This is a genomic window from Micromonospora sp. DH14, from assembly GCF_029809455.1.
In the GTDB taxonomy this organism is placed as follows: Bacteria; Actinomycetota; Actinomycetes; order Mycobacteriales; family Micromonosporaceae; genus Micromonospora; species Micromonospora parva.
Map to the genome: position 1 here is coordinate 49,959 of NZ_JARVKT010000028.1, position 25,071 is coordinate 75,029.

Genomic DNA, 25,071 nt, shown 5'->3' on the forward strand with positions numbered 1-25,071 from the left:
TCAGCGGCTCGTGGTGTCGTGGTCCGGGTGGTGGCGCTGCTCGGGCGTCTGCTGGCCGACCGGCTCCTCGCCCAGCAGGTCGGCGAAGAGTGCGCGGTAGTGCACGACCGCCTGCCGCAGCTCCTCGGTGTTGGCCTCGCCCCGGGAGTTGCGCAGGTGGATCTCGTGCGCGTCCCGGTAGTTGGTGAGGGTGCGGGCGTGCTCGACGGAGAGGTGGGCGATCTGGTCGGAGAAGTCACCGGTCGGGTAGCCCTGCTCCTCGATGAGCCGGGTGACCAGTTCGTCCGCGTCGCCCACGGTCTCGCCGGGGGAGTCGATGAAACGGACCTGAAGTTCCTCCCAGGCGGCGGCGTACCGGGCCCGGGACTCCGGGGTGAGTGGGGTGAGCGTGAGCTCGGCATGCCGGCGTTCCCGGTCGCGCAGTTCGCGCTCGGCGGCGGACCGGCTGTCCTGCTCCGCCACCACCCGGTCGTACTCCGGGCCGAACCGGTTGCGGAGCGCGCGACGGTTGTTGAGCGAGCGGGCGGCCACGGCCAGCACCGCGACGATCACCAGCACGACGAGCACGATGACGACTATCTGCGTGGACGACATGGGCTCCTCCTTCGTCATCTGGTATTCCCTCCGCGCAGTGATCGCCAATCCCGATCCGGGACACTTTCCTGACGAGGCCCCGGCTGCCCCACCTGCCAGAATCTGACTCGTTCAAGAAAAGTGGGATTCGGACCACGTCTGCGCACATCCCGGAGCGTCGATGTCGGCGCGACAGGCGGTAGTGCAACAGCCCTCGATTACGTATCCTGCCCAAGGCGCCCGCGCCGGTGCCCGACGAACGGCCGGGCGCACAGCCGGCCGGAGCGTTGCCCGGCGGTGCCGGCGCCCCTCCTGCCACCCTGTACGGGCGAGGTCTGATGAAAACCCGCGACTGGCCGATCCGCTCGAAGCTGACCGCGTTGGTCGTCGCGCCGGTGACCGCCCTCCTGGCGTTGTGGATCTTCGCGACCTCCCTGACCTTCGGTCCCGCCCTGAACCTGCTCTCCGCCCGCACCCTCCTGTACGACCTGGGTCGTCCCGGCGAGGCGGTGGTCACCGAGCTGCAACGGGAACGCCGGCTCTCGGTGGTGCAGCTCGCCGGCGACGCTGCACTGCCCGCCCTCGCCGAGCAGCGCGGACGCACCGACCGGGCGGTCGCCGAGCTGCGCCGCCGGGTGAACGGCGAGCCCCTGCGCGACGCGGCGGACGACCTGCTGGAAACCCGGGTCGACAAGCTCATCACCGCCCTGGCAGCGTTACCCAGCGGGCGGACGTTCATCGACGACCGCAAGGTGGACCGGGCCGGCGCGCTCAACCTGTACAGCGGCATGGTCTCCGCGGCCTTCCAGGCGTTCGCCGGCATGGCGACCCTGACCGACCCGGGAATCAACCGGCAGGCCCTGGCGCTCACCGCGCTGGGTCGCTCCCGGGAACTGCTCGGCCAGAGCGACGCTCTGCTGGCCGGCGCGCTGACCGCCGGACGGTTCGCCGAGGGGGAGCACACCCAGCTCGTCCAGGCCATCGGCAACCAGCGGTGGCTCACCGAGAGCGCCGTCGCCGACCTGCCCGAGAGCAGCCGGGTCGCGTACCAACGACTGACCGAGGGCGAGGCGTTCACCCGGCTGCGGGCCATGCAGGACGCGCTGGTCGTACCCAGCCGGTCCGGCCGGCCGGCGGTCGACGCGGCGGCCTGGCAGGCCAGCCAGGACGCGGTGCAGCAGCAGCTGCGGGACTTCGAGCTGTCCGAGGCGGACGCGCTCACCGACCGTTCGGTGCCGATGGCGGTCCGCATCCTGGTGCGGCTGGCCGCCGCCGGGGTGCTCGGGCTCGTCGCCGTGGTCGTCTCGGTGCTGGTGGCGCTGCGGGTCGGCCGCACCCTGGTCCGGCGGCTCAGCGGCGTCCGCACCGCCGCGCTGGAGCTGGCCGAGCACCGGCTGCCCGACGTGGTGACCCGGCTGCGCCGTGGCGAGCAGGTCGACGTCGCCCGGGAGGCGCCGCCGCTGGAGTACGGCCACGACGAGATCGGCGAGGTCGGGCGCGCCTTCACCGAGGTGCAGCGCACCGCCGTGCAGGCCGCCGTTGACGAGGTCACCCTGCGGCGCGGGCTCAACGAGGTCTTCCTCAACATCGCCCGACGCAGCCAGAGCCTGGTGCACCGTCAGCTGCACCTGCTGGACCGGATGGAGCGGCGCAGCGAGGACCCGGACGAGCTGGCCGAGCTGTTCCAGGTCGACCACCTGGCCACCCGGCTCCGCCGGCACGCCGAGGACCTGGTCATCCTCGCTGGCTCCGCCCCCGGGCGCGGCTGGCGCAACCCGGTCGCGATGGTCGACCTGATCCGTGGCGCGATCTCCGAGGTCGAGGCGTACGAACGGGTCGACATCACCAACGTGCAGCCGGCCGGCGTGCTGGGGCGGGCCGTCGGCGACGTCATCCATCTCCTCGCCGAGCTGGTCGAGAACGCCACCGCCTTCTCCCCGCCGGACACCCGGGTCACCGTCACCGGGGCGCAGGTAGCCAACGGGTACGCCCTGGAGATCACCGACCAGGGGCTGGGCATGTCCGAAACGGCGATGGAGACCGCCAACACCCGGCTGGCCAGCTCGCCGGAGTTCGACCCGGCGCAGAGCGCCCGACTCGGCCTGTTCGTGGTGGCCCGGCTGGCGGCCCGGCACGGCGTACGGGTGCGGTTGCGGCCGTCGGGGGAGGGTGGCGTGACCGCCGTGGTGCTGCTCCCCGGCGACCTGGTCACCACCGAACCGCCGGCCGGCCCCGACCCGGCCACCCTCGCCGCCGCGTCGGCCGACCCGGGCCGGCGACTGGTGCGGACGGCACGCCGGGGCGCGGTGACCCGACCCCGTACCCGCCCGCCGACGGCCCCGCCCGGCAGCACGGCCCCGCCCACCGGCGCGCCGACCCCGGTCACCGCGCCGGCCAGCGGGCCCGACGAGGGGCCGGCGACCTCCGACGAGCCGGACGACGAGCTGGACGGGCTGCCCCGCCGGGTACGCCGTCGGACCCCCGCCGTCCAACCCCGGTCGACAGTCGGCGACACGCCGTCACCCCGCTCGCCCGAGGAGGTCCGCCAGGTGATGGCGGCGCTGCAGGCCGGCACGGCGCGCGGCCGTGCCACCGCCGTCACCCCGACGGCACCGCCGCCGTCAACGGGCCCGGCGACGCCGATCGGCAGCGCGATCCCGACGGCACCCACCGACCCGCCGACCAGCCCCGAACCACCGACCGCGACTGAGAGGGACGCCTAGTGCGGCATTCGACGAAGCAGAGCGCCGGCCTCGACTGGTTGCTCGACGAACTGGTGCAACGGGTACCGGCCGCCCGGGAGGCGGTGGTGCTCTCCGCCGACGGCCTGCTGCTCGGCTGCTCGGCCGAGTTGGAGCGCTCCGACGCCGAGCACCTCTGTGCGCTCGCCGCCGGCTTCTCCAGCCTGGCCCGGGGCGCCAGCCGGCACGTGGACGGCGGTCCGGTGCGACAGACAGTGGTGGAGATGGAGGCCGCGTACCTCTTCGTCACCACCGCCGGGCAGGGTGCCTGCCTGGCCGTGGTGAGCGACGCCGACGCGGACATCGGGCTGGTCGCGTACGAGATGGCGATGCTGGTGATCCGGGTGGGGGAGAGCCTCGCCGCACCGGCCCGATCGGCAGCGGACGCCGGAGATGCGGACTGAGCCGCCCGGGCCGCAGCACGAGTGGCTGGACGGTGACGCCGGCCCGGTGATGCGCCCGTACACGCTCACCCGGGGCCGGGTACGCTCCGCCGTCGACAATTTCAACCTGGTCGCGTTCGTGGTGGCGGCGGACGTCGACCCGGCAGGTCATGCGCACCTGCTGCCCGAGCATCGACGGCTCGTCGCGTTGGCCAGCCGGCCGGTGTCGGTTGCCGAACTGGCGGCCGAGTTGGACCTCGCTGTCGGCGTGGTCCGGGTACTGCTCGGTGATCTCCTCGCCGAGGGCCTGGTCGCGGTGCACGAGCCGCCGAAAGCCGGCATCCTTCCCGACGACGACATCCTCAAGGCGGTGGTCAGTGGACTCCGTGCGCTGTGACCAGGTGGGCACCAGCACCACCATCCCGCTGGCACTGAAGATCCTCATCGCGGGAGGCTTCGGGGCCGGCAAGACGACGTTGGTGAGCGCCCTGAGCGAGGTCCGTCCGTTGCAGACCGAGGAGGTGCTGACCGGGGCCGGGATCGGCACCGACGACATCTCCGGCGTGGAGGGCAAGTCCACCACCACGGTGGCGATGGACTTCGGCCGGATCACCATCAACGACGACCTGCAGGTCTACCTGTTCGGCACGCCGGGTCAGGACCGGTTCTGGTTCCTCTGGGACGAGCTGGCCTTCGGCGCGCTCGGCGCGGTGGTGCTCGCCGACACCCGGCGACTGGCCGACTGCTTCCCCTCCATCGACTACTTCGAGCAGCGCGGCATCCCGTTCGTGGTGGGCGTGAACTGTTTCGACGGCTCCCGCCGGTTCAACCTGGAGACCGTACGCCGGGCGCTCGACCTGGACCCGGAGGTGCCGATGGTGCTCTGCGACGCCCGGGACCGGCAGTCCGGGAAGATGGTGTTGATCTCTCTGGTGGAGCACGTCGCCCGGCAGCGCGGTGAGCCGGTGCCGGCCGCCTGAGAACCGGGCCGGAAAGCGGGTTAACGGGCGGGCAACGCGGGCAGGCTCTGGTTGGATCAACGGAGGATGCCGGCGGAGGAGTGGTACGTGAGCGGTCAGGGTGAGGTCGTCCACATCGGCTGTTACACCGCGCAGAGCGGTGGACGGGGCAGCGGCATCGTCGCCGCACGTCGCGACCCCACGACCGGGGCGCTGACCCCGCTCGGCACGGTGGCGGTCACCGCGTCCCCGTCCTTCCTGGCGCGGCACCCCACCCAGCCGGTGCTCTACGCGGTCAACGAGCTGACCGACGGGGAGGTCAGCGCCTGGCAGGTCGGTGCGGACGGCGCGCTGGACCCGCTCGGCAGCCGGTCGACCGGCGGGGCCGAGCCCTGCCACCTGGCGGTGCTGCCGGGCGGCGGTCACCTGCTGGCGGCCAACTACGGCAGCGGCAGCATCGCGGTCTTCCCGCTCGATCCGCGGGGCGTGCCCGGCGACCGCACCGACCTGGTGGTGCACGAGGGGCACGGCCCCGACCCGGAGCGCCAGGACCACGCCCACGCCCACATGGTCTCGCCGGGACCGGGCCGGGGGCCGATCCTCGCCGTGGATCTCGGCACCGACTCCGTCTACCGGTACGACCTGGACGCGGCGACCGGACGACTGGTGCCGCGTGCGCCGCGGATGCGGACCGCGCCCGGGACCGGCCCCCGGCACCTGGCCCGGCACCCGGACGGACGGCGCTGCTACCTCGTCGGTGAGCTGGACGCCTCGGTCACCGCGTATGAGCTGACCGACGACGGCGCGTTGCACCACCGCGGGCGGGTCGAGGCGAGCGAGCGGGCCGGTCACGTCCAGCCGTCGGAGGTCGCTGTCACCCCGGACGGCCGTTTCCTCCACGTCGCCAACCGTGGGGTGGGGACCGTGGCGGTCTTCAGCCTGGCCGGGGAGTTGCCCGAGCTGGTGGCCGAAGTGGACACCGGTGGCGAGTGGCCCCGGCACTTCGCCCTGATCGGGGAGCACCTCTACGTCGCCGACGAGCGGGCGGACATGGTGCGGGTGTTCCGGCGCGACGCCGACACCGGCGTCCCGGAGGCGGTCGGCGAGCCCGTTCCGGTGCCGAGCCCGACGTGCGTTTTGCCCTGAACGATGGTTTAGAGACGTGAGCGCCGCACTCGTTTGGCAACGCCACGAGGCTGCTACGTCACTCTGTGTTGCAAAACGGAGGTCAACTGTTTCTCCTGCGTAACTTTAGTCCGAACGGATGTGGCAGAGACGGCACCTAGTACGCAAGATGGTCACCGTGTCAGCAGGCCGCCATCGCATGCGTTCGAAACTCCACCTAGCCGCCGCCGCCGCAACGGTCGGGGTGCTCGTCGTCACGACGGGCGCGTGGTTCGGCTATCGGGAGTTGATCCAGCCCAGCTGCTCGGGAGAGATCCGGCTCGCCGTGGCGGTCGCCTCCGAACTCGCGCCAGCGGTGGACGCGGCGGCGTCCCAGTGGGTGAAGGACGGCGCGGCGGTAGGCCCGACCTGCATCCGAGTCGACGTTTCCGCGTCCGACCCGGTCGACGTGGCGGCCGTGGTGGCGGCCAAGCACGGCGCGGTGCTCGCCGGCGTGGGGCAGGCCAGCGGCACCGCCGTCAGCCCGGACGTCTGGGTGCCCGACTCCTCGACCTGGCTGCTGCGGTTGAAGAAGGACGCGACGGCGTTCGCTCCGACCAACGGCGCGTCCATCGCGCGCAGCCCGATCGTCGTCGCGATGCCCGAGCCGATCGCCACCCGGCTCGGTTGGCCGGACAAAAAGTTCAACTGGACCGACCTGCTCAAGCAGGTCAACAGCAGCACGCCGCTGCGGACCGGGATCGTCGAGCCGACCCGTGACGCGGCGGGCCTGTCCGGTCTGCTCTCGCTGACCGCCGCCGCCAGCGCGGCCGGCGGCGACGCCCAGCGCAACACCGTCGGCGCGCTGCGCGCACTGGCCACCGGCCGCTCCTCGCTCCGCAACGACCTGCTGGCCCGTTTCCCCACTGCCAACGACTCCACGTCCATCGCCAGTGGTCTCGGTGCGGCGGCCCTGTCCGAAGAAGACGTGATCGCGTACAACAGCAAGAAGCCGCCGGTGCCGCTCGCCGCGCTCTACATGGAGCCGGCGCCGATGCCGCTGGACTACCCGTACGCGGTGCTGCCCGGCATCGAGCCGAGCAAGGCGTCGGCGGCCAAGGTGCTGTTCGAACTGCTCACCAGCCCGACCTTCCGTAACCGGCTCGCCGCGCAGTCGCTGCGTGCGCCGGACGGCAACTGGGGCGAGGGTTTCAAGGCGCCGCAGGGTGCGCCGAGCCCGTCCGGCGGCGCGCCCACCGCGCCGGCGAACGGCGGCACCGCGGCGGGTGGCCTGGACCCGGCCGCCATCCAGCGGGTCGTCTCCAGCTGGTCGATCGCCACCCAGTCCGGTCGGATGCTCGCCGTCATCGACGTCTCCGGCTCGATGAAGGAGCCGGTGCCCTCCGCCAACAACCGAAGCCGGGAGGAGGTCACTGTCGACGCGGCCCGTCGTGGCCTCAGCCTCTTCGACGACTCCTGGTCGATCGGTCTGTGGACCTTCTCCACCCAGCTCGTCGGCAACCGGGACTACCGGGAGCTGGTCCCGATCGGCCCGCTCTCCGGCCAGCGCGGCCAGTTGGAGGGCGCGCTCGCGACCATCAAGCCCTCCAGCGGTGACACCGGCCTCTACGACACGATGTTTGCCGCGTATCAGGCGGTGCAGGAGAACTGGCAGCCCGGCCGGGTCAACTCGATCGTGCTGTTCACCGACGGCAAGAACGAGGACGACAACGGTCTCAACCAGCAGCAGCTGCTCGGCAAGCTCAAGCAGGCCGCCGACCCGGAGCGGCCGGTCCAGGTCATCATGATCGGTATCGGTGAGGGCGTCAGCAAGGCGGAGCTGGAGTCGATCACCAAGGTGACCGGTGGCGACGTCTTCGTCACCAAGGATCCGAGCGAGATCGGCAGCATCTTCCTCAGCGCCATCGCGCGGCGTCCGCCAGCACCGCGCTGATCCGACGCTCAGCGGTCGAGGAGCCTGCCACACCCGTCGATCCGGTGTGGCGGGCCCCTTTTCGGCCCGCCAGTTGTTGAAGAAAAGTGACGGCAATACGTCGGAAGCAATCGGCAGTCATAGTTGTCAGGGCAGGATGTCGACTGTTCCGGCATGGTCGGTCCGCCTCCGGTCCGACCCGTTGGCCGGGGCCATCCTGTACAGAGTGGGAGGGCCGGTGAGCGTGGCGACACTGTTGACCCCCGCCACGTCGGCGGAGCCCGACGGTCGACGCACCGGGCTGCTGGCACGAGCCGACGAACGGTCCTACGTCCGGGTGCTGGTGGTGCTGGACACCACCATCCTCATCATCGCGTTGCTGATCGGGTACGTCGCCCGTTTCGGTGAGAGCGAGCCGACCGGCTCGGAGATCCCGTACGTGCTGGTCGCCCCCGGCTTGGTGCTGGCCTGGCTGATCTCGCTCAAGGCCCTCGGCTGCTACGACGACCGGGTGATCGGCTACGGGGCGGACGAGTACCGGCGGGTCAGCTCCGCCAGCCTGCGCCTGGCCGGGGCGATCGCCATCATCGGCTACATCGCCGACGTCGGAGTGTCCCGGGGCTTCCTGGGCATCTCGTTCGCGGTGGGCACCGTCGGGCTGGAGGTGGCCCGGTTCGCCGCCCGCAAGCGGCTGCACCGGGCCCGCTCGCTCGGCGCCGGCTGGTCCCGGAAGGTGCTGGTGGTCGGCGACACCGCCCACGTGTTGGAGTTGGTCCACACGTTGCGCCGCGAGCCGTACGCCGGTTACCAGGTGGTGGGTGCCTGCATCCCGGACGCGCTGCTCGCGCCGGTGGCGCAGCGGCTGGGTGACGTGCCGGTGGTGGGGTCGTTCCGGGGCATCCCCGAGGCCGCCACCGCGATCGGCGCGGACACCGTCGCGGTGACCGCCTCGGGTGAGCTGACCGCGACCCGGCTACGCCGCCTCGGCTGGCAGTTGGAGGGGACCGGCGTCGACCTGGTCGTGGCACCCGCGTTGACCGACGTCGCCGGCCCGCGGATCCACACCCGCCCGGTCGCCGGACTGCCGCTGATCCACGTTGAGGCGCCCGAGTTCCGCGGCGTCCGCAAACTGGTGAAGGGTTTCGTCGACAGGTCCGTCTCGTCGCTGGCGCTGGCGGTGCTGCTGCCGCTCATCGCGTTCATCGCCCTGGCCATCAAACTGGACAGCCGGGGCCCGGTGCTGTTCCGGCAGGTCCGGGTCGGCCGGGGCGGGCAGGAGTTCGGCGTGTTCAAGTTCCGCACCATGGTGGTGAACGCGGACGCGCTGCTCGCCGAGTTGGCAGCCCGCAACGAGACCGACGGCCTGATGTTCAAGATGCGCCACGACCCCCGGGTGACCCGCGTCGGCCGGCTGCTGCGCAAATGGTCACTGGACGAGCTGCCGCAACTGGTCAACGTGCTGCTGGGGCAGATGAGCCTGGTCGGGCCGCGCCCGCCGCTGCCCTCGGAGGTGGCCCGCTACGACGGTGACGTGGCCCGGCGGCTGCTGGTCAAGCCCGGCATGACCGGCCTGTGGCAGGTCAGTGGCCGCTCCGACCTGAGCTGGGAGGACGGCATCCGGCTCGACCTCTACTACGTGGAGAACTGGTCCCTCACCGCCGACCTCACCATCCTCTGGAAGACCTTCGGCGCGGTGCTGAACGGCCGCGGAGCGTACTGACCACAGGTCACGGTTGCGGGCCGGTCCAGTCCAGGCAGACGACCACCGCGTCGTCGACCAGGTCACCGGCCACGAACGCGCGCAGATCACCGATCAGTGACCGGACCGCGTCCAGGGGTGCCATCGGCCCGGTCCGCCGCAGGAACCGGTCCAGTGCCGTCTCGCCGTAGCGCATGTGCTGACCGGTGGCCTCCACCACCCCGTCGCTGACCACGAAGACCCGGTCGCCGAGTTCCAGGGGGAACTTCTGCTCGTGGTAGTCGGTCGCCTCGAACATGCCCAGCGGGAACTGCGCCTCCAGCGGCTGCTCGGTGACCTCGCCGCCGCGTAGCAGGACCAGGCGGGGCGACCCGGCGTCCACCACGGTCATCATCCCGGAGCGCAGGTCCAGCTCCATCAGCAACGCCGACAGGTGCTGCTCGCCCCGGTACAGGTCGTAGATGGCCTGATCGGCGAGGGCGGCCTGGTCGGCCAGGCTCAGCCCGGCCCGGCGCGCGTTGCGCAGCGCGTGGGTGGCCAGCGAGGTGAGCAGGGAGGCGGCCACGCCCTCACCGGTGCCGTTGATGGTGGACAACCAGAGCCGCTCCCCGTCGTCGGACCAGTCGAAGCTGTCGCCGCGCACGGCGTACGCCGGCTCCAACTGCCCGGCCAGGCTGAACGAGGGACGGATCCGGCTGCGGCCGGGAAGCAGGTCCCACTGCATCTCGGCGGCCAGGGTGAGGCGTTGGGTGCGCCGGGCCGCCCGGTAGACGTCGGTGCCGGCGGAGACCGCCGCCACCTCGTGTGCGAGCGCGGTGGCGACCTCGGCCAGCGCGGTGACGACCTCCTGGTCGTCCGGCACGGGCGACAGGCGCAGCACCCCTCGGCGCTCGCCCCGCATGGTGACCGGCATCCAGGCGACGCCGTCGGTCACTATTGTCGACTGGTGGTCGAAGGCGCGCCAGGCGGGGTGCCCGGGGCTCGTGATCGAGTCACCGTCGGTGAGTGGCAGCAGCTCCGCGAGCCGGTAGTCGACCTGGTACAGCTCAACGTCGGTGATCCCGTACGACCCGGCGAGCACATCCCCGATTCCACCGACGAGCCGGTCAGCTGGTGTCTCGTTCAGGGCACGTCGTGCCCGATCGACCGGTTCGCCCATCGTCACTCCCTCGCTGAAAGCTCGACCACCAGTGGGTTCGGAGTAGTCTCGGGCCACCATGGCCGAACTGAACCGTCCGACGGACCCCGACACGAGTATGGCTGCCGCGCTGGACGCGGCGGCCGCTGCCCTGCTCGGGATCTGGGAATCTGCCCGGGAGGGGACCGCCAACCGGGTCTCCGGCGCCCAGCTTAGGGCGGTGATGGTGGTGGAGCAGGTCGACGGGATCAACCTGCGTCGGCTCGCCACCCGACTCGACATGCTGCTCAGCTCCGCCAGCCGCCTCTGCGACCGGCTGGTCGCCGCCGGCATGCTGGAGCGCGAGCCGGGCCGCTTCGACCGGCGGGAGATCTCGCTGCACCTCACCCCGGAGGCTCGCCGGCTCCTCGCCGAGCTACGGGCCAACCGCCGGGCCCAACTCGACGCCGTGCTGACCGGGATGAGCCGGGAGGGCCGTGACGCGCTGCTGCGCGGAATGCAGGAGTTCGACGAGACCGCGCGCCGCCAGCAGGAGCAGCGGCCGGCGACGCCCGGGGAGCCGACGGGCCCGGGGGACTGGCCGGACGGCCCGGACCAGCCCGGTGGTCGGTCGGGGGACTGGCCGGTCGATTCGGCGCGGCAGTCCCGCGCGTTGTGGGCGGGTGCCGGCGGCGGTCCGGATCCGACGGCCGGCAGCACCCGGGAGTGGCCGGCCGGCGACCCGCCGGTGGCGCGTACCGCCTGACCGGCCGGCCGTCGCCGTCGGTCAGGCCGGTCGGTCTCCGTTGGGTCAGGTCGGCGTCGACGCGCCCACGGCCAGCATCGCGATGTCGTCGTGGGCCTGCCCGTCCAGCCAGTCGTCGACCTCCCGCAGCACCCGGTCGATCAGCGCCGCCGGTGGTTGCCCGGCCGCCGCCACGAGCGCGGCCCGCAGCCGGGCCTCACCGAACATCGCCGTGTCGCGCGGTCCGCGCGCCTCGGTCACCCCATCGGTGTACGCGAGCAACACGTCGCCCGGATCGAGGTGCACCCGCGCCTCGGCGAACCGGGCGGCGGCCAGCGCCCCCACCGGCATGCCACCGACCGGGACCGTGGTGACAGTGCCGTCGGCGGTGACCAGCAGTGGCGCCGGGTGACCTCCGCCGGCGATCCGGATGTCCAGTCCGGTGGGCCCGCGGTCCAGGGAACCGAGCAGCACCGTGGTGAACTGGCTTCGCCGCGCGGCGTCCGGCGCGTCGAACAGCGCCTGGTTGAGCAGGCGGATCAGCTCCAGAGGGCGTCGCTCGACCAGCCGCAGGGTCTGCAACGACTGACGGACCCGGCCGGTCAGCACGGCGGCGCCCACGCCCTTGCCGCACACGTCGCCGAGCGCGAACAGGGCACCCTCGGGGTGCGGGAACACCTCGTAGAAGTCCCCGCCGATGCGCAGGGTGTCGCCAGCTGCCCGGTAGCCGCCGGCCATCGTCACGCCGGGCACGGCGGGCAGCTCGGGCGGGAGCAGACTGGTCTGCAGCACCTGGGCCAGGTGGGCCTGCTCACTGTGCAGGTCGGCGGTGGCCAGCGCGGCACCCGCGCGGGCGGCGAACTCCCGGGCCAACTCCACGTCGCGTGGTTCGAAACCGGCCCGCCCGGGCCGACGGATGAGCAGCAGGGCGCCGGTCGACTCGCTGGCGTTCAGCAGGGGGCTGACCAGCACCGCCCCCGGGGGGCCGAACCCGGGCGGCAGCAGGTCGGCCAGGTCGGTGAGCGGGGCGTCCGGCCAGCGACCCGGCTCGGCGCGGTCGCCGGCCAGCGTCTCGGCGAGACCGGGCACGGCGCTGGCCAGCGCGGGACCGGCCAGCCCGGTGACCGGGGCCGGATCGCCGTCGGCGTACCGGATCCACCTGGCGCGTGGCTCGGCCGGCGCTGTCGGTCGGGGCAGCGCCACGGCGACGTCGGCCAGGTAGGGGACGGCGAGCGTGGTGGCGAACAGGAGGACCTGGTCCCGGTGCAGGGCCAGCGCCAGTCGGCTGCCGGCCTGGGCGAGGAACGCGGTGCGGGAGCGTTCGGCGAGCAGGGCGTCGGCGCGGGCGTGCTCCTCGGTGACGTCGCGGACGTACCACGCCCAGCGGGAGCCGGCGAGTTGGCGCCGGACGCCGCGCAGTCGCCGGCCGTGGTGGTCGGCGTCGAAGCGGTCAGCGCCGGTGACGACCGCCCTGGCCAGGGCGGCCACCGGGCAGTCGGCCAGCTCGGTGCCGGCCTCGATCTCCGGGAGCAGCTCGGCCGCCATGGCGTTGACCAGAGTGACCAGGCCGGTCCGGTCCGTCGTCAGCACGGCCTCGGCGAGCCCGTCGAGCAGCTCGCGGGCCAACCGGTCGTCGGCCGGCAGCGGGGTGTCGCCGGGTTGCCGGGTCGTGGTCACCGCCGGACGCCGGCTCGCGTCTGACGACGTGTGCGCATGCTGCTTCTCGACTCCTCACCGGGGATCGTTGCCTGAGTGCAAGGGTACCGATCAGTGCCGACGGGGGCGCGGGGCGGCGATCAGCCGGAGCGTGCCAGCCAGCCGGCGGGCTGGGCGATGATCCGGCGGGCCACCGAGCCGGCGGCCCCCACCGCTGCGGCTTCCGCACCGAGCGTCGACGGCCGGACCGTCACCGGCGACCAGGCGGCGGTGAGCACCCGGGCGTCGATCTCGGCGAGGACCGGGGGGCACAACCAGGGTGCGAGCGCGGCGTAACCGCCACCGAGCACCACGGTGTCCAGGTCGAGCAGGTTGACGACGCCGGCCACCGCGACGCCGAGCGCCGTTCCGGCCTCGTGCAGCGCCCGCAGCGCGTCGGCGTCGCCGGCCTCGGCCAACTCGGCCAGCCGGGCGGTCGCGGTGTCCGCGGGAAGCTCCGCCCGGGCCAGCCCGGCGGCGGACACGATCGCCTCCTGGCCGGCGTACTGCTCCAGGCAGCCCTGCCCGCCGCAGCGGCACGGACGGCCCTCGGGGTGGACCGGGAGGTGCCCGATCTCACCGCTCCACCCGCGTACGCCGCGGAACAGCGCGCCGTCCAGCACGATGCCGGCGCCGATGCCCACCTCCCCGGAGATGTGCAGGAAGCTGGACGGGCCGGGTGGTTGAGAGTGCAGCTCGCCGAGCGCGGCGAGGTTGGCCTCGTTGTCCACCGTCAACGCGGGAACCCCGGGCACCTGCTCGATCAGCGGAGGGTGCTCGGCGAGCAGCGCGGGCACCGGCACGTCGGACCAGCCGAGGTTCGGGGCCAGCCGGACCAGCCCGTCGTCGTCCACCAGGCCGGGCACCGCGAGCGCGGCCCCGACCAGGGTGAGGCCCTGGTGGGCGGCGTCGTCACGGGCTGCCCCGGCCATCTCGACCAGGTGGGCCAGGGCGTCGGCGGGGGCCACCGGGCGCAGGTCGGCCCGGTGTACGGTGCGGTGCCGCACCTGGCCGGTGAGGTCCACCACGCAGACCGCCAGGTAGTCGACGTTGACCTCCAGGCCGAGCCCGGCCGGGCCCTGTTCGGCGAGGACCAGCCCGCGCGCCGGGCGGCCGGCGCCCGAGCGGGGCGCGGGGTCGGACTCACTGACCAGCTGGCCACCGAGCAGGTCCTCGACGACAGCGGAGACGGTGGCTCTGGTCAGGCCGGTGGCGGTCGCCAGGTCGGCGCGGGAGGGGGGTCGGTCGGCCGCAGCGATCCGACCGAGGACCAGGGCGAGGTTGAGCTCGCGCAGACTGCCCTGACGGACTGCGCCGGCCGGGGCGTGGGTGAGGCTCACCCCTTGACAGTGCCATAGGGTGGGCAAATAATTCAATCGCTGAACAAATACCTGACACCACCACCCCGGAGGTCGCTCATGGCACCCCGTCCCACCCCCGCCGACAAGTTCTCCTTCGGGCTCTGGACCGTGGGCTGGCAGGCCCGCGACCCGTTCGGTGACGCCACCCGCCCCGAGCTGGACGCGGTCGAGGCGGTGCACCGGCTCGCCGAGCTGGGCGCGTACGGCATCACCTTCCACGACGACGACCTGATCCCGTTCGGCGCCGACGCGGCCTCCCGTGACCAGCACATCGCCCGGTTCCGCAAGGCCCTCGACGAGACCGGCCTGGTGGTGCCGATGGTCACCACCAACCTCTTCACCCACCCGATCTTCAAGGACGGCGGCTTCACCAGCAACGACCGCGACGTCCGCCGCTTCGCGCTGCGCAAGGTGCTGCGCCAGGTCGACCTGGCCGCCGAGCTGGGTGCCGGCACCTTCGTCATGTGGGGTGGCCGCGAGGGCTCCGAGTACGACCTCGCCAAGGACGTCCAGGCCGCCCTGGACCGCTACCGCGAGGCCGTCAACCTGCTCACCCAGTACGTCATCGACAAGGGCTACAACCTGCGGTTCGCGCTGGAGCCCAAGCCCAACGAGCCGCGCGGCGACATCCTGCTGCCCACCATCGGGCACGCGCTCGGCTTCATCTCCCAGTTGGAGCACCCGGAGATGGTCGGCCTCAACCCGGAGGTCGGGCACGAGCAGATGGCCGGGCTCAACTACGCCCACGGCATCGCCCAGGCGCTCTGGCAGGGCAAGCTGTTCCACCTGGACCTCAACGGCCAGCGCGGCATCAAGTACGACCAGGACCTGGTCTTCGGCCACGGTGACCTGATGAACGCGTTCGCCCTGGTGGACCTCCTGGAGAACGGTGGCCCGAACGGTGGGCCGACCTACGACGGTCCCCGGCACTTCGACTACAAGCCGTCCCGTACCGAGGACATGGACGGGGTGTGGGCGTCCGCGGCGGCCAACATGAGCACGTACCTGCTGCTCAAGGAGCGCGCGGCGGCGTTCCGTGCCGACCCCGAGGTGATCGAGGCGCTCGCCGCCAGCAAGGTCGGCGAGCTGAGCACGCCGACGCTCGGCGACGGCGAGGGCTACGAGGAGTTCCTGGCCGACCGGTCCGCGTTCGAGGATGTCGACGTGGACGCTGTCGCCGCCCGGGGCTTCGCCTTCGTCCGGCTCAACCAGCTCGCCGTCGAGCACCTGCTCGGCGCCCGCTGAGGCCCCGCCATGCCGTTGGTCGCAGGCGTTGACTCGTCCACCCAGTCCTGCAAGGTGGTGATCCGGGACGCGGAGACCGGTGCCCTGCTCCGGCAGGGCCGGGCACCGCACCCGGACGGCACGGAGGTCGACCCGGAAGCCTGGTGGCAGGCGCTGCGCAGCGCCGCCGACCAGGCCGGCGGGTTCGCCGACGTGGCGGCGATCTCCGTCGCCGGCCAGCAGCACGGCATGGTGTGTCTCGACGAGGACGGCCGGGTGGTCCGCCCGGCGCTGCTGTGGAACGACACCCGGTCCGCCGACGCCGCCGCCGATCTCATCGAGGAGGCCGGCGGCGGCGCGGCCGGGCGCCGGTTCTGGGCCGAGGCCACCGGCAGCGTTCCGGTGGCCAGCTTCACACTGACCAAACTGCGGTGGTTGGCCAGGCACGAGCCGGAGCTGGCGGCCCGGGTGGCCGCAGTCTGCCTGCCGCACGACTGGTTGACCTGGCGGCTGGCCGGCGCACCGGGGTTGGGCGCGCTGCGTACCGACCGGGGCGACGCCAGTGGCACCAGCTACTGGTCGCCGGCCACCGGTGACTACCGACTGGACCTGCTGGAGCAGGGCTTCGGTCGGCGGTTGGTGGTGCCCGAGGTGCTCGGTCCGGCGGAGTCGGCGGGAAAGCTCGCCGACGACCTGGGCGGCTCGGGTGGGGCACTGCTCGGCGCGGGCACCGGGGACAACGCCGCTGCCGCGCTCGGTGTCGGCGCCGGGCCGGGTGACGTGATCGTCTCGATCGGCACCTCCGGCACCGTGTTCAGCGTCGCTGACGTTCCGGCGGCCGACGAGAGCGGCGCGGTGGCGGGCTTCGCCGACGCGTCAGGTCGTTTCCTGCCGCTGGTCGCCACGCTCAACGCCGCCCGGGTGCTGGACGCCGCCGCCGCGATGCTCGGCGTCAACCTCGACGAGCTGGCCCAGCTAGCGCTCTCCGCCCCCGCCGGGGCGGACGGGCTGGTCATGGTGCCGTACCTGGAGGGTGAGCGGACGCCGAACCGGCCGCTCGCCACCGGCGCGGTGCACGGCCTGACCCTGCGTACCTCGACCCCGGCGCACCTGGCGCGGGCCGCCGTGGAGGGCATGCTCTGCGCGCTCGCCGACGGCCTGGACGCGTTGACCGCGCAGGGTGCCGTCGCCCGCCGGGTCATCCTGATCGGCGGCGGGGCCCGGTCGGCCGCGGTGCGTCAGATCGCCCCGCAGGTCTTCGGCTGCCCGGTCGTCGTCCCGCCGGCCGGGGAGTATGTCGCCGACGGGGCCGCCCGACAGGCCGCCTGGGTCGCCCTGGGCGGTGCCGCGCCGCCGACCTGGGCGGTCGAGGGCACCGAGGAGTACGCCGCAGCGGCCGTCCCCGCCGTCCGCGACCAGTACGCCGCGGCCCGCGGGTTGGTGCTCGACCGACGCTGAGCGTCACGATCTGTGCGGGTGGCCGCCGGTCGACGTGACCGGCGGCCACCCGCGTGACGCGCGCCCGCACGGAGTCTGGTTGGCTGCCGGTCATGACGGTGACCAGTGGCGGGCCCGGCCTGCGCGCGCACGGTCGGGGCGGTGGGCCGGCGCACCGGTTGTACAGCGTTGTGGTGTTCGTGCTGCTCGCCTCGCTGGACAACGTGGCGATCGGGCTGGTCCCCCCGCTGTACGGCCCGATCTCCGACGCGTTCGACGTGTCCGGGCGGCTGCTCGGCGTGGTCACCGCGGTCAGCTTCCTGGTCAGCTCGGTCGCGGCCGTCGGCTGGGCGTACGTCGGGGACCGCACCAACCGCAAGCCGCTGCTCATGGTGGGCACGCTGCTCTGGGCGGCGGGCACCGGCGGTAGCGCACTCGCCGGCGGTTACCTGACGTTTCTCACCGCGCAGCTGGTCGCGGCGGTCGGCCTCGGCGCGGTCGGCTCGGTGGGCTTCTCCGTGGTCACCGACCTGATCTCGCCGACCCGGCGCGGGTTGGTGATGAGCTTCTGGGGGCTCTCCCAGGGCGTCGGCACCCTCGCCGGCACGCTCGTCGGCGGGCTGCTCGGGGCGGCCGACTGGCGGCGGCCGTTCCTGCTGTTGACCGGCGTCGGCCTGGTCGCCACCCTCGCCTACTTCTTCACGTACGACATCCGACGGGGCCAGAGCGAGCCGGAACTGGCCGGCCGGCTCGACGCCGGCGCCGAGTACGACTACCGGATCAGCCGCGCCGACCTGCCACGCATCCTGGCCCGGCGGACCAACCGGTGGCTGATCCTGCAGGGGCTGACCGCGCAGGCCGCGTTCGGCTCGCTGGTCTGGCTGCCGGTGCTCTTCGCCGAACGTGCCGAGGCCCAGGGCTACTCGACGTCCACGGCGGTGGTGGTGGGCAGCGTGTTCGCCACCCTGTTCCAGCTCGGCGGGGTGCTGTCCATCGTGGGTGGGTTGATCGGTGACGCGGTGCAGCGGCGGACACCGAGGGGGCGCGCACTCGTCGCCTCGGTCGGCATCCTCGCCGCGCTGCCGTTCTACCTGGTGTTGTTCTTCGTCCCGGTGACCATCGACGTGCCGGACGGCGCGAGCGGCGGCGCGGTGGTCGGCGCGGTGCTGGCCAGTGTGTTCACCGAGCCGTCGGTCGGGCTGAGCCTGCTCACCGCGATCGTGGCGCTCGCGTTGACCTCGGCCAACTCGCCGAACTGGTTCGCGTTGATCGCCGACGTCAACCCGCCGGAGCACCGGGGCACTGTCTACAGCCTGGGCAACCTCGTCAACGGTGTCGGTCGCGCGGCCGGCAACGGGCTGGTCGGGGTGGCCTTCCAGGCACTGCGAACGGCATTCCCGCCACCGTTGAACTTCGCCGTCGGGCTGGCCGCGTTCCAGCTCTTCTTCATCCCGACCGGTGTCATGTACTGGCTCGCCTCGCGGACCTCACCGGCCGACATCGACAACGTGCACGACCTGCTCCACAACCGAGCCGACCGCCTCTGACACCCCGCGCACCCCGCCCCGCACCCGCCCCAACCTCAAGATCGCGCTACTTCCTGGTTGTCGTTGCCTCCTGGAAACGGACCGGGCCGCCGACCCCCTTGGCCAGGTAGATCGACTCGTCGCGGACGGAGGCCACTAGTCGTGGAAGTAGCGCGATCTTGAGGTGTGGGCGGACGTGAATCGTTTACGACATCAGCTCCAAAGCGGGCTGTTGCGCACCGACCGGCCCGCCCGCAGCGCGTGTGGCCGGGGCGGGCCGGTCGGCGCGCGATCAGCCGCGCAGCCAGACGGTCACGTCGGTCGGGACCGCGCCGTCGTCGTCCAGTGCCGCGCTGGCGACGAGCACCTCGGCGCCGGCCGGCACCGGTACCGGCGTGGCACCGAAGTTGGTCAACACGGTCAGCTCACCGTTGCGGAAGCTCAGCACCTCGTCGCCGGAGGACAACCACTCCAGGGTGCCGCGGCCCAGCCCGTGGGCACGGCGCAACCGCAGCGCCGTGCGGTACAGCTCGTACGTCGAGCCGGGCACGTCGCGCTGGCGGTCCAGCGCGTACTCCGCCCAGAGCGCGGGCTGCGGCAACCAGCTGGCGTCGGTCGGTCCGAAGCCGTACGACGGGGCGTCGGCCTCCCACGGGATCGGCACCCGGCAGCCGTCCCGGCCGCGCTGGGTGTGCCCGCTGCGCGCCCAGGTCGGGTCCTGCCGGGCCTCGTCGGGCATCGTGGTGTGCTCGGGCAGCCCCAGCTCCTCGCCCTGGTAGAGGTACGCCGAGCCGGGCAGCGCGAGCATCAGCACGGTGGCCGCCCGGGCGCGGCGCAGACCGAGCGCGGCGTCGGGCTGCGGGTCACCGACGCCGATGCCGTTGGGGCGTACGGTGCCGACCGGCAGGCCGAGCCGGGAGGCGTGCCGCACCACGTCGTGGTTGGACAGCACCCAGGTGGTCGGCGCGCCGACCGAGTCGGTCGCCTCGAGCGAGCGGGTGATCACCGCGTACTGGGCCGGTGCGGTCCACGCCGCGAGCAGGTATTCGAAGTTGAACGCCTGGTGCATCTCGTCCGGGCGGACGTAGCGGGCCAACCGCTCGGCCGGTTCCACCCAGGCCTCGGCGACCAGCACCCGCTCGCCGGGGTAGCTGTCCAGAACCCGCCGCCACTGCCGGTAGATCTCGTGCACGCCGTCCTGGTCCCACATCGGCGGGCGGGGCTTGTCGATCTCGTTGCCGGAGAGGATCTCCTGCGGTTCCTGCCAGTCGGCCAGGTCGGCCTGCTTGATGAGGCCGTGCGCCACGTCGACGCGGAAGCCGTCCACCCCGCGGTCCAGCCAGAACCGCAGCACGTCGAGGAACTCCGCGTGCACCTCCGGGTTGTCCCAGTTGAGGTCCGGCTGGCCGGTGTCGAACAGGTGCAGGTACCACTGGCCGGGCTGCCCGTCGGCGTCGACAGTGCGGGTCCAGGCCGGACCACCGAAGACGCTCTGCCAGTCGTTCGGCGGCTGGTCGCCGCCCGGGCCCCGGCCGTCCCGGAAGATGTACCGGGACCGTTCCGGGCTGCCGGGCGCGGCCGGCAGCGCGGCCTGGAACCAGCGGTGCGCCGACGAGGTGTGGTTCGGCACCAGGTCGACGATCACCCGCAGGTTGCGGGACCGGGCCTCGGCGATCAGCTTGTCCGCGTCGGCGAGGGTGCCGAACAGCGGGTCGATGTCGCGGTAGTCGGCCACGTCGTAGCCGGCGTCGGCCTGCGGCGACGGGTAGAAGGGAGAGAGCCACACCGCGTCCACGCCCAGCTCGACCAGGTGGTCGAGACGGGCGGTGATGCCGGGCAGGTCACCGATCCCGTCCCCGTCCGAGTCGGCGAACGAGCGGGGGTAGATCTGGTAGATGGCGGCCTCGGTCCACCAGCCGGTGGCCGGTTGATCGGAGGAGGTCTGCTGCGTCGGGTCGGTGTTCAGGGTCGTCTCCCGTGTTGCGGTGTGTTGATTTCAGTGTGCCCGGGGCGGCGCGGTCGAATCCCGCACCACCAACCGGGTGGGCAGGACCACCGGAGTGTCGCAACCGGTGCCCCGTTGACTGACGACAGGGTTCGGCGGTCGGGCCCCGAGCGGGTCGAGCAGCATCTGTGCGGCGAGCCGGCCCTGCTCGGCGGCGGGCTGGGCGACGGTGCTGAGCCCGAGCACACCGGCCAGGTAGTGGTCGTCGATGCCGACCACGCTGACGTCCTGCGGCACCCGCAGCCCGACGTCACGCAGGGCGGTCATCGCGCCCATCGCCATCTCGTCGCAGGCGGCGACGATCGCTGTCGGCGGCTCGCCGCGGGCCAGCAGTTCGGCGGTGGCCCGGTTGCCGCCGTCGATGGTGAAGGTGGACTCGATGTCCAGGGTCGGGTCGGGTCGCAGGCCGGCGGAGCGCAGCGCCGCCTGGTAACCCCGCCGTCGGTCGAGGTGGGTGGTGAAGGCCAACTCGTCGTCCGGATCGCCGGAGATGTGGGCGATCCGGTGGTGGCCGAGGTCGATCAGATGCTTGGTGGCGACCCGCGCGGCGGCCACGTCGTCGATGCGTACGCACGGCCAGTTGGGCACCCTGCTGCCCGAGCTGATGGTGACTCCGGGCAGTTCCAGGCTGGCGAGCGCGGTCAGGTCGGCCGGACGCAGGGGCGTGGCGACCAGCATGATGGCGTCCACCCGCTTGTGCAGGTTGGCGGTGCGCAGGACCCGCTGGCGGACCTGCTCCCGGCCGCCCAGGTTGTAGAGCAGCAGGTCGTAGCCGGACTGGTGCAGGTACTCCTCGACCGCTTCGACGACGGTGCTGAAGAACCACCGGGTGATGCGGGGGACGACCACCGCGACAGTGCCGGTGCGACCACCGGCGAGCCGGGACGCGCTCGGTGAGACCTCGTAGTCGAGCTGTTCGGCGGCGGCCAGTACCCGGCGTCGGGTGGCGGCCGAGACCGTCGGCAGCCCCCGCAGGGCCCGCGAGACGGTGGCCGTGGAGACCCCGGCCAGCCGGGCCACATCATCGATCCTCGTCACGGTTACCCCCGCTCGGTGCCCGGTGCCCGGTGCCCGCCGCCGCCCGAGGGCCAGGCGACGGCGGGCGCGCGGTCAGCCCTTGACGCTGCCGGCGAGCAGACCTCGCACGAAGAAGCGCTGCAGGGACAGGAACACGATGAGCGGTACGACGATCGACACGAACGCGCCGGCGGTCAGCCGTTGCCACTCGTTGCCCCGGGTGCCGGCCATCTCGGCCAGCCGGACGGTGAGCGGGGCGGTCTCGTCGCCACCGCCGGCAAAGATCAGCGCCACCAGCAGATCGTTCCAGACCCAGAGGAACTGGAAGATGCCGATCGCGGCCAGCGCCGGGGTGATCAGCGGCAGCACGATGGTGCGGAAGATCTTCGGGTGGGTGGCCCCGTCGACCCGGGCCGCCTCCATCAGGTCCCCCGGCAGTTGCGAGATGAAGTTGTGCAGCAGGTAGACGGCGAACGGCAGCGCGAAGCAGGTGTGCGCGAACCACACCTGGGCGAACTTCTGTTCGTCGACCAGGTCCCAGGCCGGCATCAGGGTGACGCCGCCGAGGCTGACGCCGGTGGAGAAGAACTTCAGCAGCGGCACCAGGGCCATCTGCAACGGCACGATCTGCAACGCGAAGATCGCGATGTAGGCCCAGTCCCGACCCCGGAAGTTGATCCAGGCCAGCGCGTACGCCGCCAGGGAGGCGAAGGCGAGCGGGAAGAGCACCGACGGAATGGTGATCGCCAGGGAGTTGATGAAGTAGCTGGCCAACTGCCCGGACGACGATGACCGGCCGAACAGGACCTGCTGGTAGTTCTCGAAGGTGAACTGCGGGTTGGTGAAGGCCGTCCACCAGCCGGTGGTCTTGATCTCGTCTTCGGGCCGGAGCGAGGAGATGAACAGGCCGAAGGTCGGGATGGTCCAGAGCACCGCGATGACGATCGAGACGAGCGTCGCGGTGCGGCTGTTCAGCCGCTTGCGGACCCGCCCGGCCGTGGTGGTCGGGGTGCCGTCGGTCTTCTGGGTGCCGGCGGCGACGGTGGGCGTTGCGGTTGTCATCTCAGCCCTCCCGCTGCTGACGGAGGTTGCGGATCTGGTAGATCACGATCGGGATGACCAGGATGAAGAGGAAGACCGCGAGCGCGGAACCCTGCCCGTTCTCGCCGTACCGGAACGCCTGGTTGTACATCTCGTTGGCGATCACGCTGGTGTCGTAGTTGCCGTTGGTAGCGGTCCGGACGATGTCGAAGACCTTGAGCGTGGCGATCGACAGGGTCACCACCACCACGATCAGCGCCGGTCGGATGGTCGGCATGGTGATCTGCCAGAACATCTGCCACGGGCTGACGCCGTCGAGCCGGGCGGCCTCGACGATGTCGGCGGGGATGGCCTTGATCGCGGCGGAGAGCACCACCATGGCGAAGCCGGCCTGGATCCAGACCATGATGACGATCAGCAGCAGCGTGTTCAGCGGTGATTCCAGCAACCACTGCTTGGGCTCGCCGCCGAGGCTGACCACGATGTGGTTGAGCAGGCCGATCTGGTCGCCGTCGCCCCGGTAGGCGTAGACGAACTTCCAGATGATGCTCGCGCCGACGAACGAGATGGCCATCGGCAGGAAGATCAGTGACTTGGCGACCGCCTCGAACCGGGCCTTGTCCACCAGCACGGCGTAGATCAGGCCGAAGCCGGTCGCCACCAGCGGGACCAGGATCACCCAGATCAGGCTGTTGGTCAGCACCCGGACGATCGAGTCGTCGGAGAACATCCAGCGGTAGTTGGCCAGGCCCACCCACTCGTTGCTGTCCTTGTCCATCAGGGAGAGCAGCGTGGTGCGGATGGCCGGCACGACCAGCCCGATGGTGAGCAGCAGCACCGTCGGCAGCATGAAGAAGAGCGCGAAGAGCCCTTCCCGTTGCTTCGAGCGCCGGGGGAGCGGGGCGCCGCTGGCGGACGCGGCGACCAGCTGCGCCTCCCGACGGCGGGCGAACCAGGCCGGCACCACGTCGAGAAGCAGGAGCAGACCGCCCACCACCGCGACGAAAGCGATCAGCCCGTACATCAGCATGAGGAACTTCGGCTGCTCCTCAGCGAAGTCGAACTCCATCGACCCTCCCAGGTCCGGATCCGTCGGTGGGCCGGCCCGCGGGTGCGGACCGGCCCACCGCTCAGATCACTTCCAGCTGCTCTCGATGCCCTGGAGCACCGACGCGGTGTCCTTGCCGTTGATCCACTCGACCATGCCCTTCCAGAACGTCCCCGCGCCGACCGCGGCCGGCATCAGGTCGGATCCGTCGAAGCGGAAGACGCCGGTCTTGTCCTGCAGGATCTGCACGGAGAGCTTGTCGATCGGGCTGGCGACGTTGGCGATGTCCAGCTTGTTGTTCGCCGTGACCCAGTTGCCGAGCTTCGCGCGGCTGTTGACGTACTCGGCCGAGGCGAGGTAGGTCTGCACCGCCTGCACCTCGGGGCGGTCGGCGAAGCCGACGACGAACTCGCCCGCGCCGAGCACCGGCTTGCCCTTGGCCGTGTCGATGGCCGGGAAGTAGAACGCGAACGCGTCGCCGTCCTCGGCCACCTTGGTGCCCTCGGGGAACTGGTTGGCGTAGAACGACGCCTGGCGGTGCATGGCGCACTTGCCGGTGGTGACCGGCAGGCCGGCCTCACCGAAGGCGGTGGTGCCGATGCTCTTCACCCCGCCGAAGCCGCCGTTCATGTACTTCTCGTTCTTCAGGATCGTGCCGGCCCGGTTGACGGCGTCGACGATCCGCGGGTCGTTGAACGGGATGGCGTGGGTGGTCCACTGGTCGTAGACCTCGGGGCCCTGCGTACGCAGGATCACGTCCTCGATCCAGTCGGTGGCCGGCCAGCCGGTGGCGTCACCGGACTCGATGCCGGCGCACCACGGCTTGATGCCGCTCGCCGCGATCGTGTCGCTGAGCTTGATCATGTCGTCCCAGCTGGTGGGGACCGTCCAGCCCTTCTCCTTGAAGAGCTTCGGCGAGTACCACACGAAGGACTTCACGTTGGCGCCGAGCGGCACACCGTAGAGGGTGCCGTTGACGGTGCCGTACTTCAGCCAGTCGGCCGGCATGTTCTGCTCGGCCATCGTCTTGGTGTCGGCGCCGAGGGACTTCAGCTTGCTGGCGTCGGCGAACCGCTTGACCAGGCCCGGCTGGGGCACGAATGCCAGGTCGGGCGCGTTGCCGCCGTCGACCCGGACGGGGAGCTGCGCCTCGAACTCGGCGTTGCCCTCGTAGTCGATCTCGATGCCGGTGCAGTCCTCGAACGTCTTCCAGGAGTTCCTGAGCAGGTCCGCCTCGGCGTCACGGATGGACGCGTAGATGGAGACCTTCTTGCCGTCGTGGCCGTCGTACTTCTCGTATGCGGCGCACTCCGCGGAGCCCGCGTTGCTGCTCTTCTTGTCGTCGCCGGTACCGCAGGCGGTGGCGCTGAGCGCCAGCCCGAGTACGCCGGCGATCACGAAGGCCTGGCGTGGTCTGGTGAAGACCGCCATGCCGTCCTCCTTCCTATCCGGCGCGGTCTCGC

Annotated in this window: 20 protein-coding genes; 11 read left to right on the forward strand and 9 right to left on the reverse strand. The window is 72.0% G+C overall.

The genetic code is table 11. The annotated features are described in order from the left end of the window. Window positions 1-594 carry a hypothetical protein gene (locus tag QCZ28_RS27075; protein WP_279519280.1) on the reverse strand — a complete coding sequence of 198 codons (594 nt, stop codon included), beginning with the start codon at window positions 592-594 and terminating at the stop codon, window positions 1-3. A 317-nt stretch (window positions 595-911) separates the two neighbouring features. On the opposite strand from QCZ28_RS27075, the gene QCZ28_RS27080 reads away from it, so the two are divergent. The 7 genes from QCZ28_RS27080 to QCZ28_RS27110 all read left to right on the forward strand — a co-directional run bounded on the left by QCZ28_RS27080 (window position 912) and on the right by QCZ28_RS27110 (window position 9,413). Continuing rightward, window positions 912-3,296 carry a nitrate- and nitrite sensing domain-containing protein gene (locus QCZ28_RS27080; protein ID WP_279519281.1) on the forward strand — a complete coding sequence of 795 codons (2,385 nt, stop codon included), beginning with the start codon at window positions 912-914 and terminating at the stop codon, window positions 3,294-3,296. Next, the gene (locus tag QCZ28_RS27085) at window positions 3,296-3,718 is read left to right on the forward strand and encodes a roadblock/LC7 domain-containing protein (RefSeq protein ID WP_030333266.1); all 423 of its coding nucleotides are present in this window, start codon (window positions 3,296-3,298) and stop codon (window positions 3,716-3,718) included. Before QCZ28_RS27080 ends, QCZ28_RS27085 begins: the two co-directional genes overlap by 1 nt. Next, window positions 3,708-4,094: a DUF742 domain-containing protein gene (locus QCZ28_RS27090; protein WP_279519282.1), complete on the forward strand. Its 387-nt coding sequence runs from the start codon at window positions 3,708-3,710 to the stop codon at window positions 4,092-4,094. The genes QCZ28_RS27085 and QCZ28_RS27090 overlap by 11 nt, the downstream gene beginning before the upstream one ends. Beyond that, the gene (locus QCZ28_RS27095) at window positions 4,075-4,677 is read left to right on the forward strand and encodes an ATP/GTP-binding protein (RefSeq protein WP_030333268.1); all 603 of its coding nucleotides are present in this window, start codon (window positions 4,075-4,077) and stop codon (window positions 4,675-4,677) included. Before QCZ28_RS27090 ends, QCZ28_RS27095 begins: the two co-directional genes overlap by 20 nt. 87 nt (window positions 4,678-4,764) lie before the next feature. After that, the gene (locus tag QCZ28_RS27100) at window positions 4,765-5,802 is read left to right on the forward strand and encodes a lactonase family protein (protein ID WP_279519283.1); all 1,038 of its coding nucleotides are present in this window, start codon (window positions 4,765-4,767) and stop codon (window positions 5,800-5,802) included. Between the two features lie 157 nt (window positions 5,803-5,959). Then, window positions 5,960-7,714 (forward strand): substrate-binding domain-containing protein, encoded by a 1,755-nt coding sequence (locus QCZ28_RS27105; protein ID WP_030333272.1) that lies wholly within the window; start codon window positions 5,960-5,962, stop codon window positions 7,712-7,714. Window positions 7,715-7,994: 280 nt separating this feature from the next. After that, entirely contained in the window at window positions 7,995-9,413 is a 1,419-nt protein-coding gene (locus tag QCZ28_RS27110; RefSeq protein WP_279519299.1) for a sugar transferase, read from the forward strand. Window positions 9,414-9,420: 7 nt separating this feature from the next. Here the strand turns inward: QCZ28_RS27110 and QCZ28_RS27115 are convergent, their stop codons facing one another. Further along, window positions 9,421-10,551, reverse strand: coding sequence for a PP2C family protein-serine/threonine phosphatase (locus tag QCZ28_RS27115; protein WP_279519284.1), 1,131 nt, complete (start codon window positions 10,549-10,551; stop codon window positions 9,421-9,423). A gap of 58 nt (window positions 10,552-10,609) precedes the next feature. Between QCZ28_RS27115 and QCZ28_RS27120 the strand changes: the two genes are divergently transcribed. Beyond that, entirely contained in the window at window positions 10,610-11,275 is a 666-nt protein-coding gene (locus QCZ28_RS27120; protein WP_279519285.1) for a MarR family winged helix-turn-helix transcriptional regulator, read from the forward strand. Window positions 11,276-11,320: 45 nt separating this feature from the next. Here QCZ28_RS27120 and QCZ28_RS27125 read toward each other — a convergent pair whose 3' ends face one another. Next, a complete protein-coding gene (locus QCZ28_RS27125) occupies window positions 11,321-12,931 on the reverse strand; it encodes a PP2C family protein-serine/threonine phosphatase (protein WP_279519286.1) in 1,611 nt (536 codons plus the stop codon). A gap of 119 nt (window positions 12,932-13,050) precedes the next feature. After that, complete coding sequence (locus QCZ28_RS27130; RefSeq protein ID WP_279519287.1) at window positions 13,051-14,289, reverse strand: ROK family transcriptional regulator; 1,239 nt, start codon at window positions 14,287-14,289, stop codon at window positions 13,051-13,053. 78 nt (window positions 14,290-14,367) lie between these two features. Between QCZ28_RS27130 and xylA the strand changes: the two genes are divergently transcribed. The 3 genes from xylA (at window position 14,368) to QCZ28_RS27145 (ending at window position 18,518) form a co-directional block, all read left to right on the forward strand. Further along, window positions 14,368-15,555: a xylose isomerase gene (gene xylA / locus QCZ28_RS27135; protein ID WP_030333283.1), complete on the forward strand. Its 1,188-nt coding sequence runs from the start codon at window positions 14,368-14,370 to the stop codon at window positions 15,553-15,555. Window positions 15,556-15,564: 9 nt separating this feature from the next. Beyond that, window positions 15,565-16,992, forward strand: a complete 1,428-nt coding sequence (gene xylB, locus QCZ28_RS27140) for a xylulokinase (RefSeq protein WP_279519288.1) — start codon at window positions 15,565-15,567, stop codon at window positions 16,990-16,992. 92 nt (window positions 16,993-17,084) lie between these two features. Next, entirely contained in the window at window positions 17,085-18,518 is a 1,434-nt protein-coding gene (locus QCZ28_RS27145) for an MFS transporter (protein ID WP_279519289.1), read from the forward strand. 271 nt (window positions 18,519-18,789) lie between these two features. Here the strand turns inward: QCZ28_RS27145 and QCZ28_RS27150 are convergent, their stop codons facing one another. The 5 genes from QCZ28_RS27150 to QCZ28_RS27170 form a co-directional block, all read right to left on the reverse strand. After that, entirely contained in the window at window positions 18,790-20,463 is a 1,674-nt protein-coding gene (locus QCZ28_RS27150) for a glycoside hydrolase family 13 protein (RefSeq protein WP_279519300.1), read from the reverse strand. 30 nt (window positions 20,464-20,493) lie between these two features. Further along, entirely contained in the window at window positions 20,494-21,540 is a 1,047-nt protein-coding gene (locus QCZ28_RS27155) for a LacI family DNA-binding transcriptional regulator (protein WP_279519290.1), read from the reverse strand. 72 nt (window positions 21,541-21,612) lie between these two features. Then, window positions 21,613-22,581 carry a carbohydrate ABC transporter permease gene (locus QCZ28_RS27160; protein WP_279519291.1) on the reverse strand — a complete coding sequence of 323 codons (969 nt, stop codon included), beginning with the start codon at window positions 22,579-22,581 and terminating at the stop codon, window positions 21,613-21,615. A gap of 1 nt (window position 22,582) precedes the next feature. Then, a complete protein-coding gene (locus tag QCZ28_RS27165) occupies window positions 22,583-23,629 on the reverse strand; it encodes a sugar ABC transporter permease (RefSeq protein WP_279519292.1) in 1,047 nt (348 codons plus the stop codon). Between the two features lie 66 nt (window positions 23,630-23,695). Then, window positions 23,696-25,039 carry an ABC transporter substrate-binding protein gene (locus QCZ28_RS27170; protein ID WP_279519293.1) on the reverse strand — a complete coding sequence of 448 codons (1,344 nt, stop codon included), beginning with the start codon at window positions 25,037-25,039 and terminating at the stop codon, window positions 23,696-23,698. Window positions 25,040-25,071: the final 32 nt, after the last annotated feature.

Bases quoted from the DNA above. Each gene is read 5' to 3' on its own strand.
- QCZ28_RS27115 (WP_279519284.1), bottom strand. From the start codon at position 10,551: ATGGGCGAACCGGTCGATCGGGCACGACGTGCCCTGAACGAGACACCA.
- QCZ28_RS27080 (WP_279519281.1), top strand. From the start codon at position 912: ATGAAAACCCGCGACTGGCCGATCCGCTCGAAGCTGACCGCGTTGGTC.
- QCZ28_RS27120 (WP_279519285.1), top strand. From the start codon at position 10,610: ATGGCCGAACTGAACCGTCCGACGGACCCCGACACGAGTATGGCTGCC.
- QCZ28_RS27165 (WP_279519292.1), bottom strand. From the start codon at position 23,629: ATGGAGTTCGACTTCGCTGAGGAGCAGCCGAAGTTCCTCATGCTGATG.
- QCZ28_RS27075 (WP_279519280.1), bottom strand. From the start codon at position 594: ATGTCGTCCACGCAGATAGTCGTCATCGTGCTCGTCGTGCTGGTGATC.
- QCZ28_RS27160 (WP_279519291.1), bottom strand. From the start codon at position 22,581: ATGACAACCGCAACGCCCACCGTCGCCGCCGGCACCCAGAAGACCGAC.
- QCZ28_RS27170 (WP_279519293.1), bottom strand. From the start codon at position 25,039: ATGGCGGTCTTCACCAGACCACGCCAGGCCTTCGTGATCGCCGGCGTA.
- xylA (WP_030333283.1), top strand. From the start codon at position 14,368: ATGGCACCCCGTCCCACCCCCGCCGACAAGTTCTCCTTCGGGCTCTGG.
- QCZ28_RS27145 (WP_279519289.1), top strand. From the start codon at position 17,085: ATGACGGTGACCAGTGGCGGGCCCGGCCTGCGCGCGCACGGTCGGGGC.
- xylB (WP_279519288.1), top strand. From the start codon at position 15,565: ATGCCGTTGGTCGCAGGCGTTGACTCGTCCACCCAGTCCTGCAAGGTG.
- QCZ28_RS27090 (WP_279519282.1), top strand. From the start codon at position 3,708: ATGCGGACTGAGCCGCCCGGGCCGCAGCACGAGTGGCTGGACGGTGAC.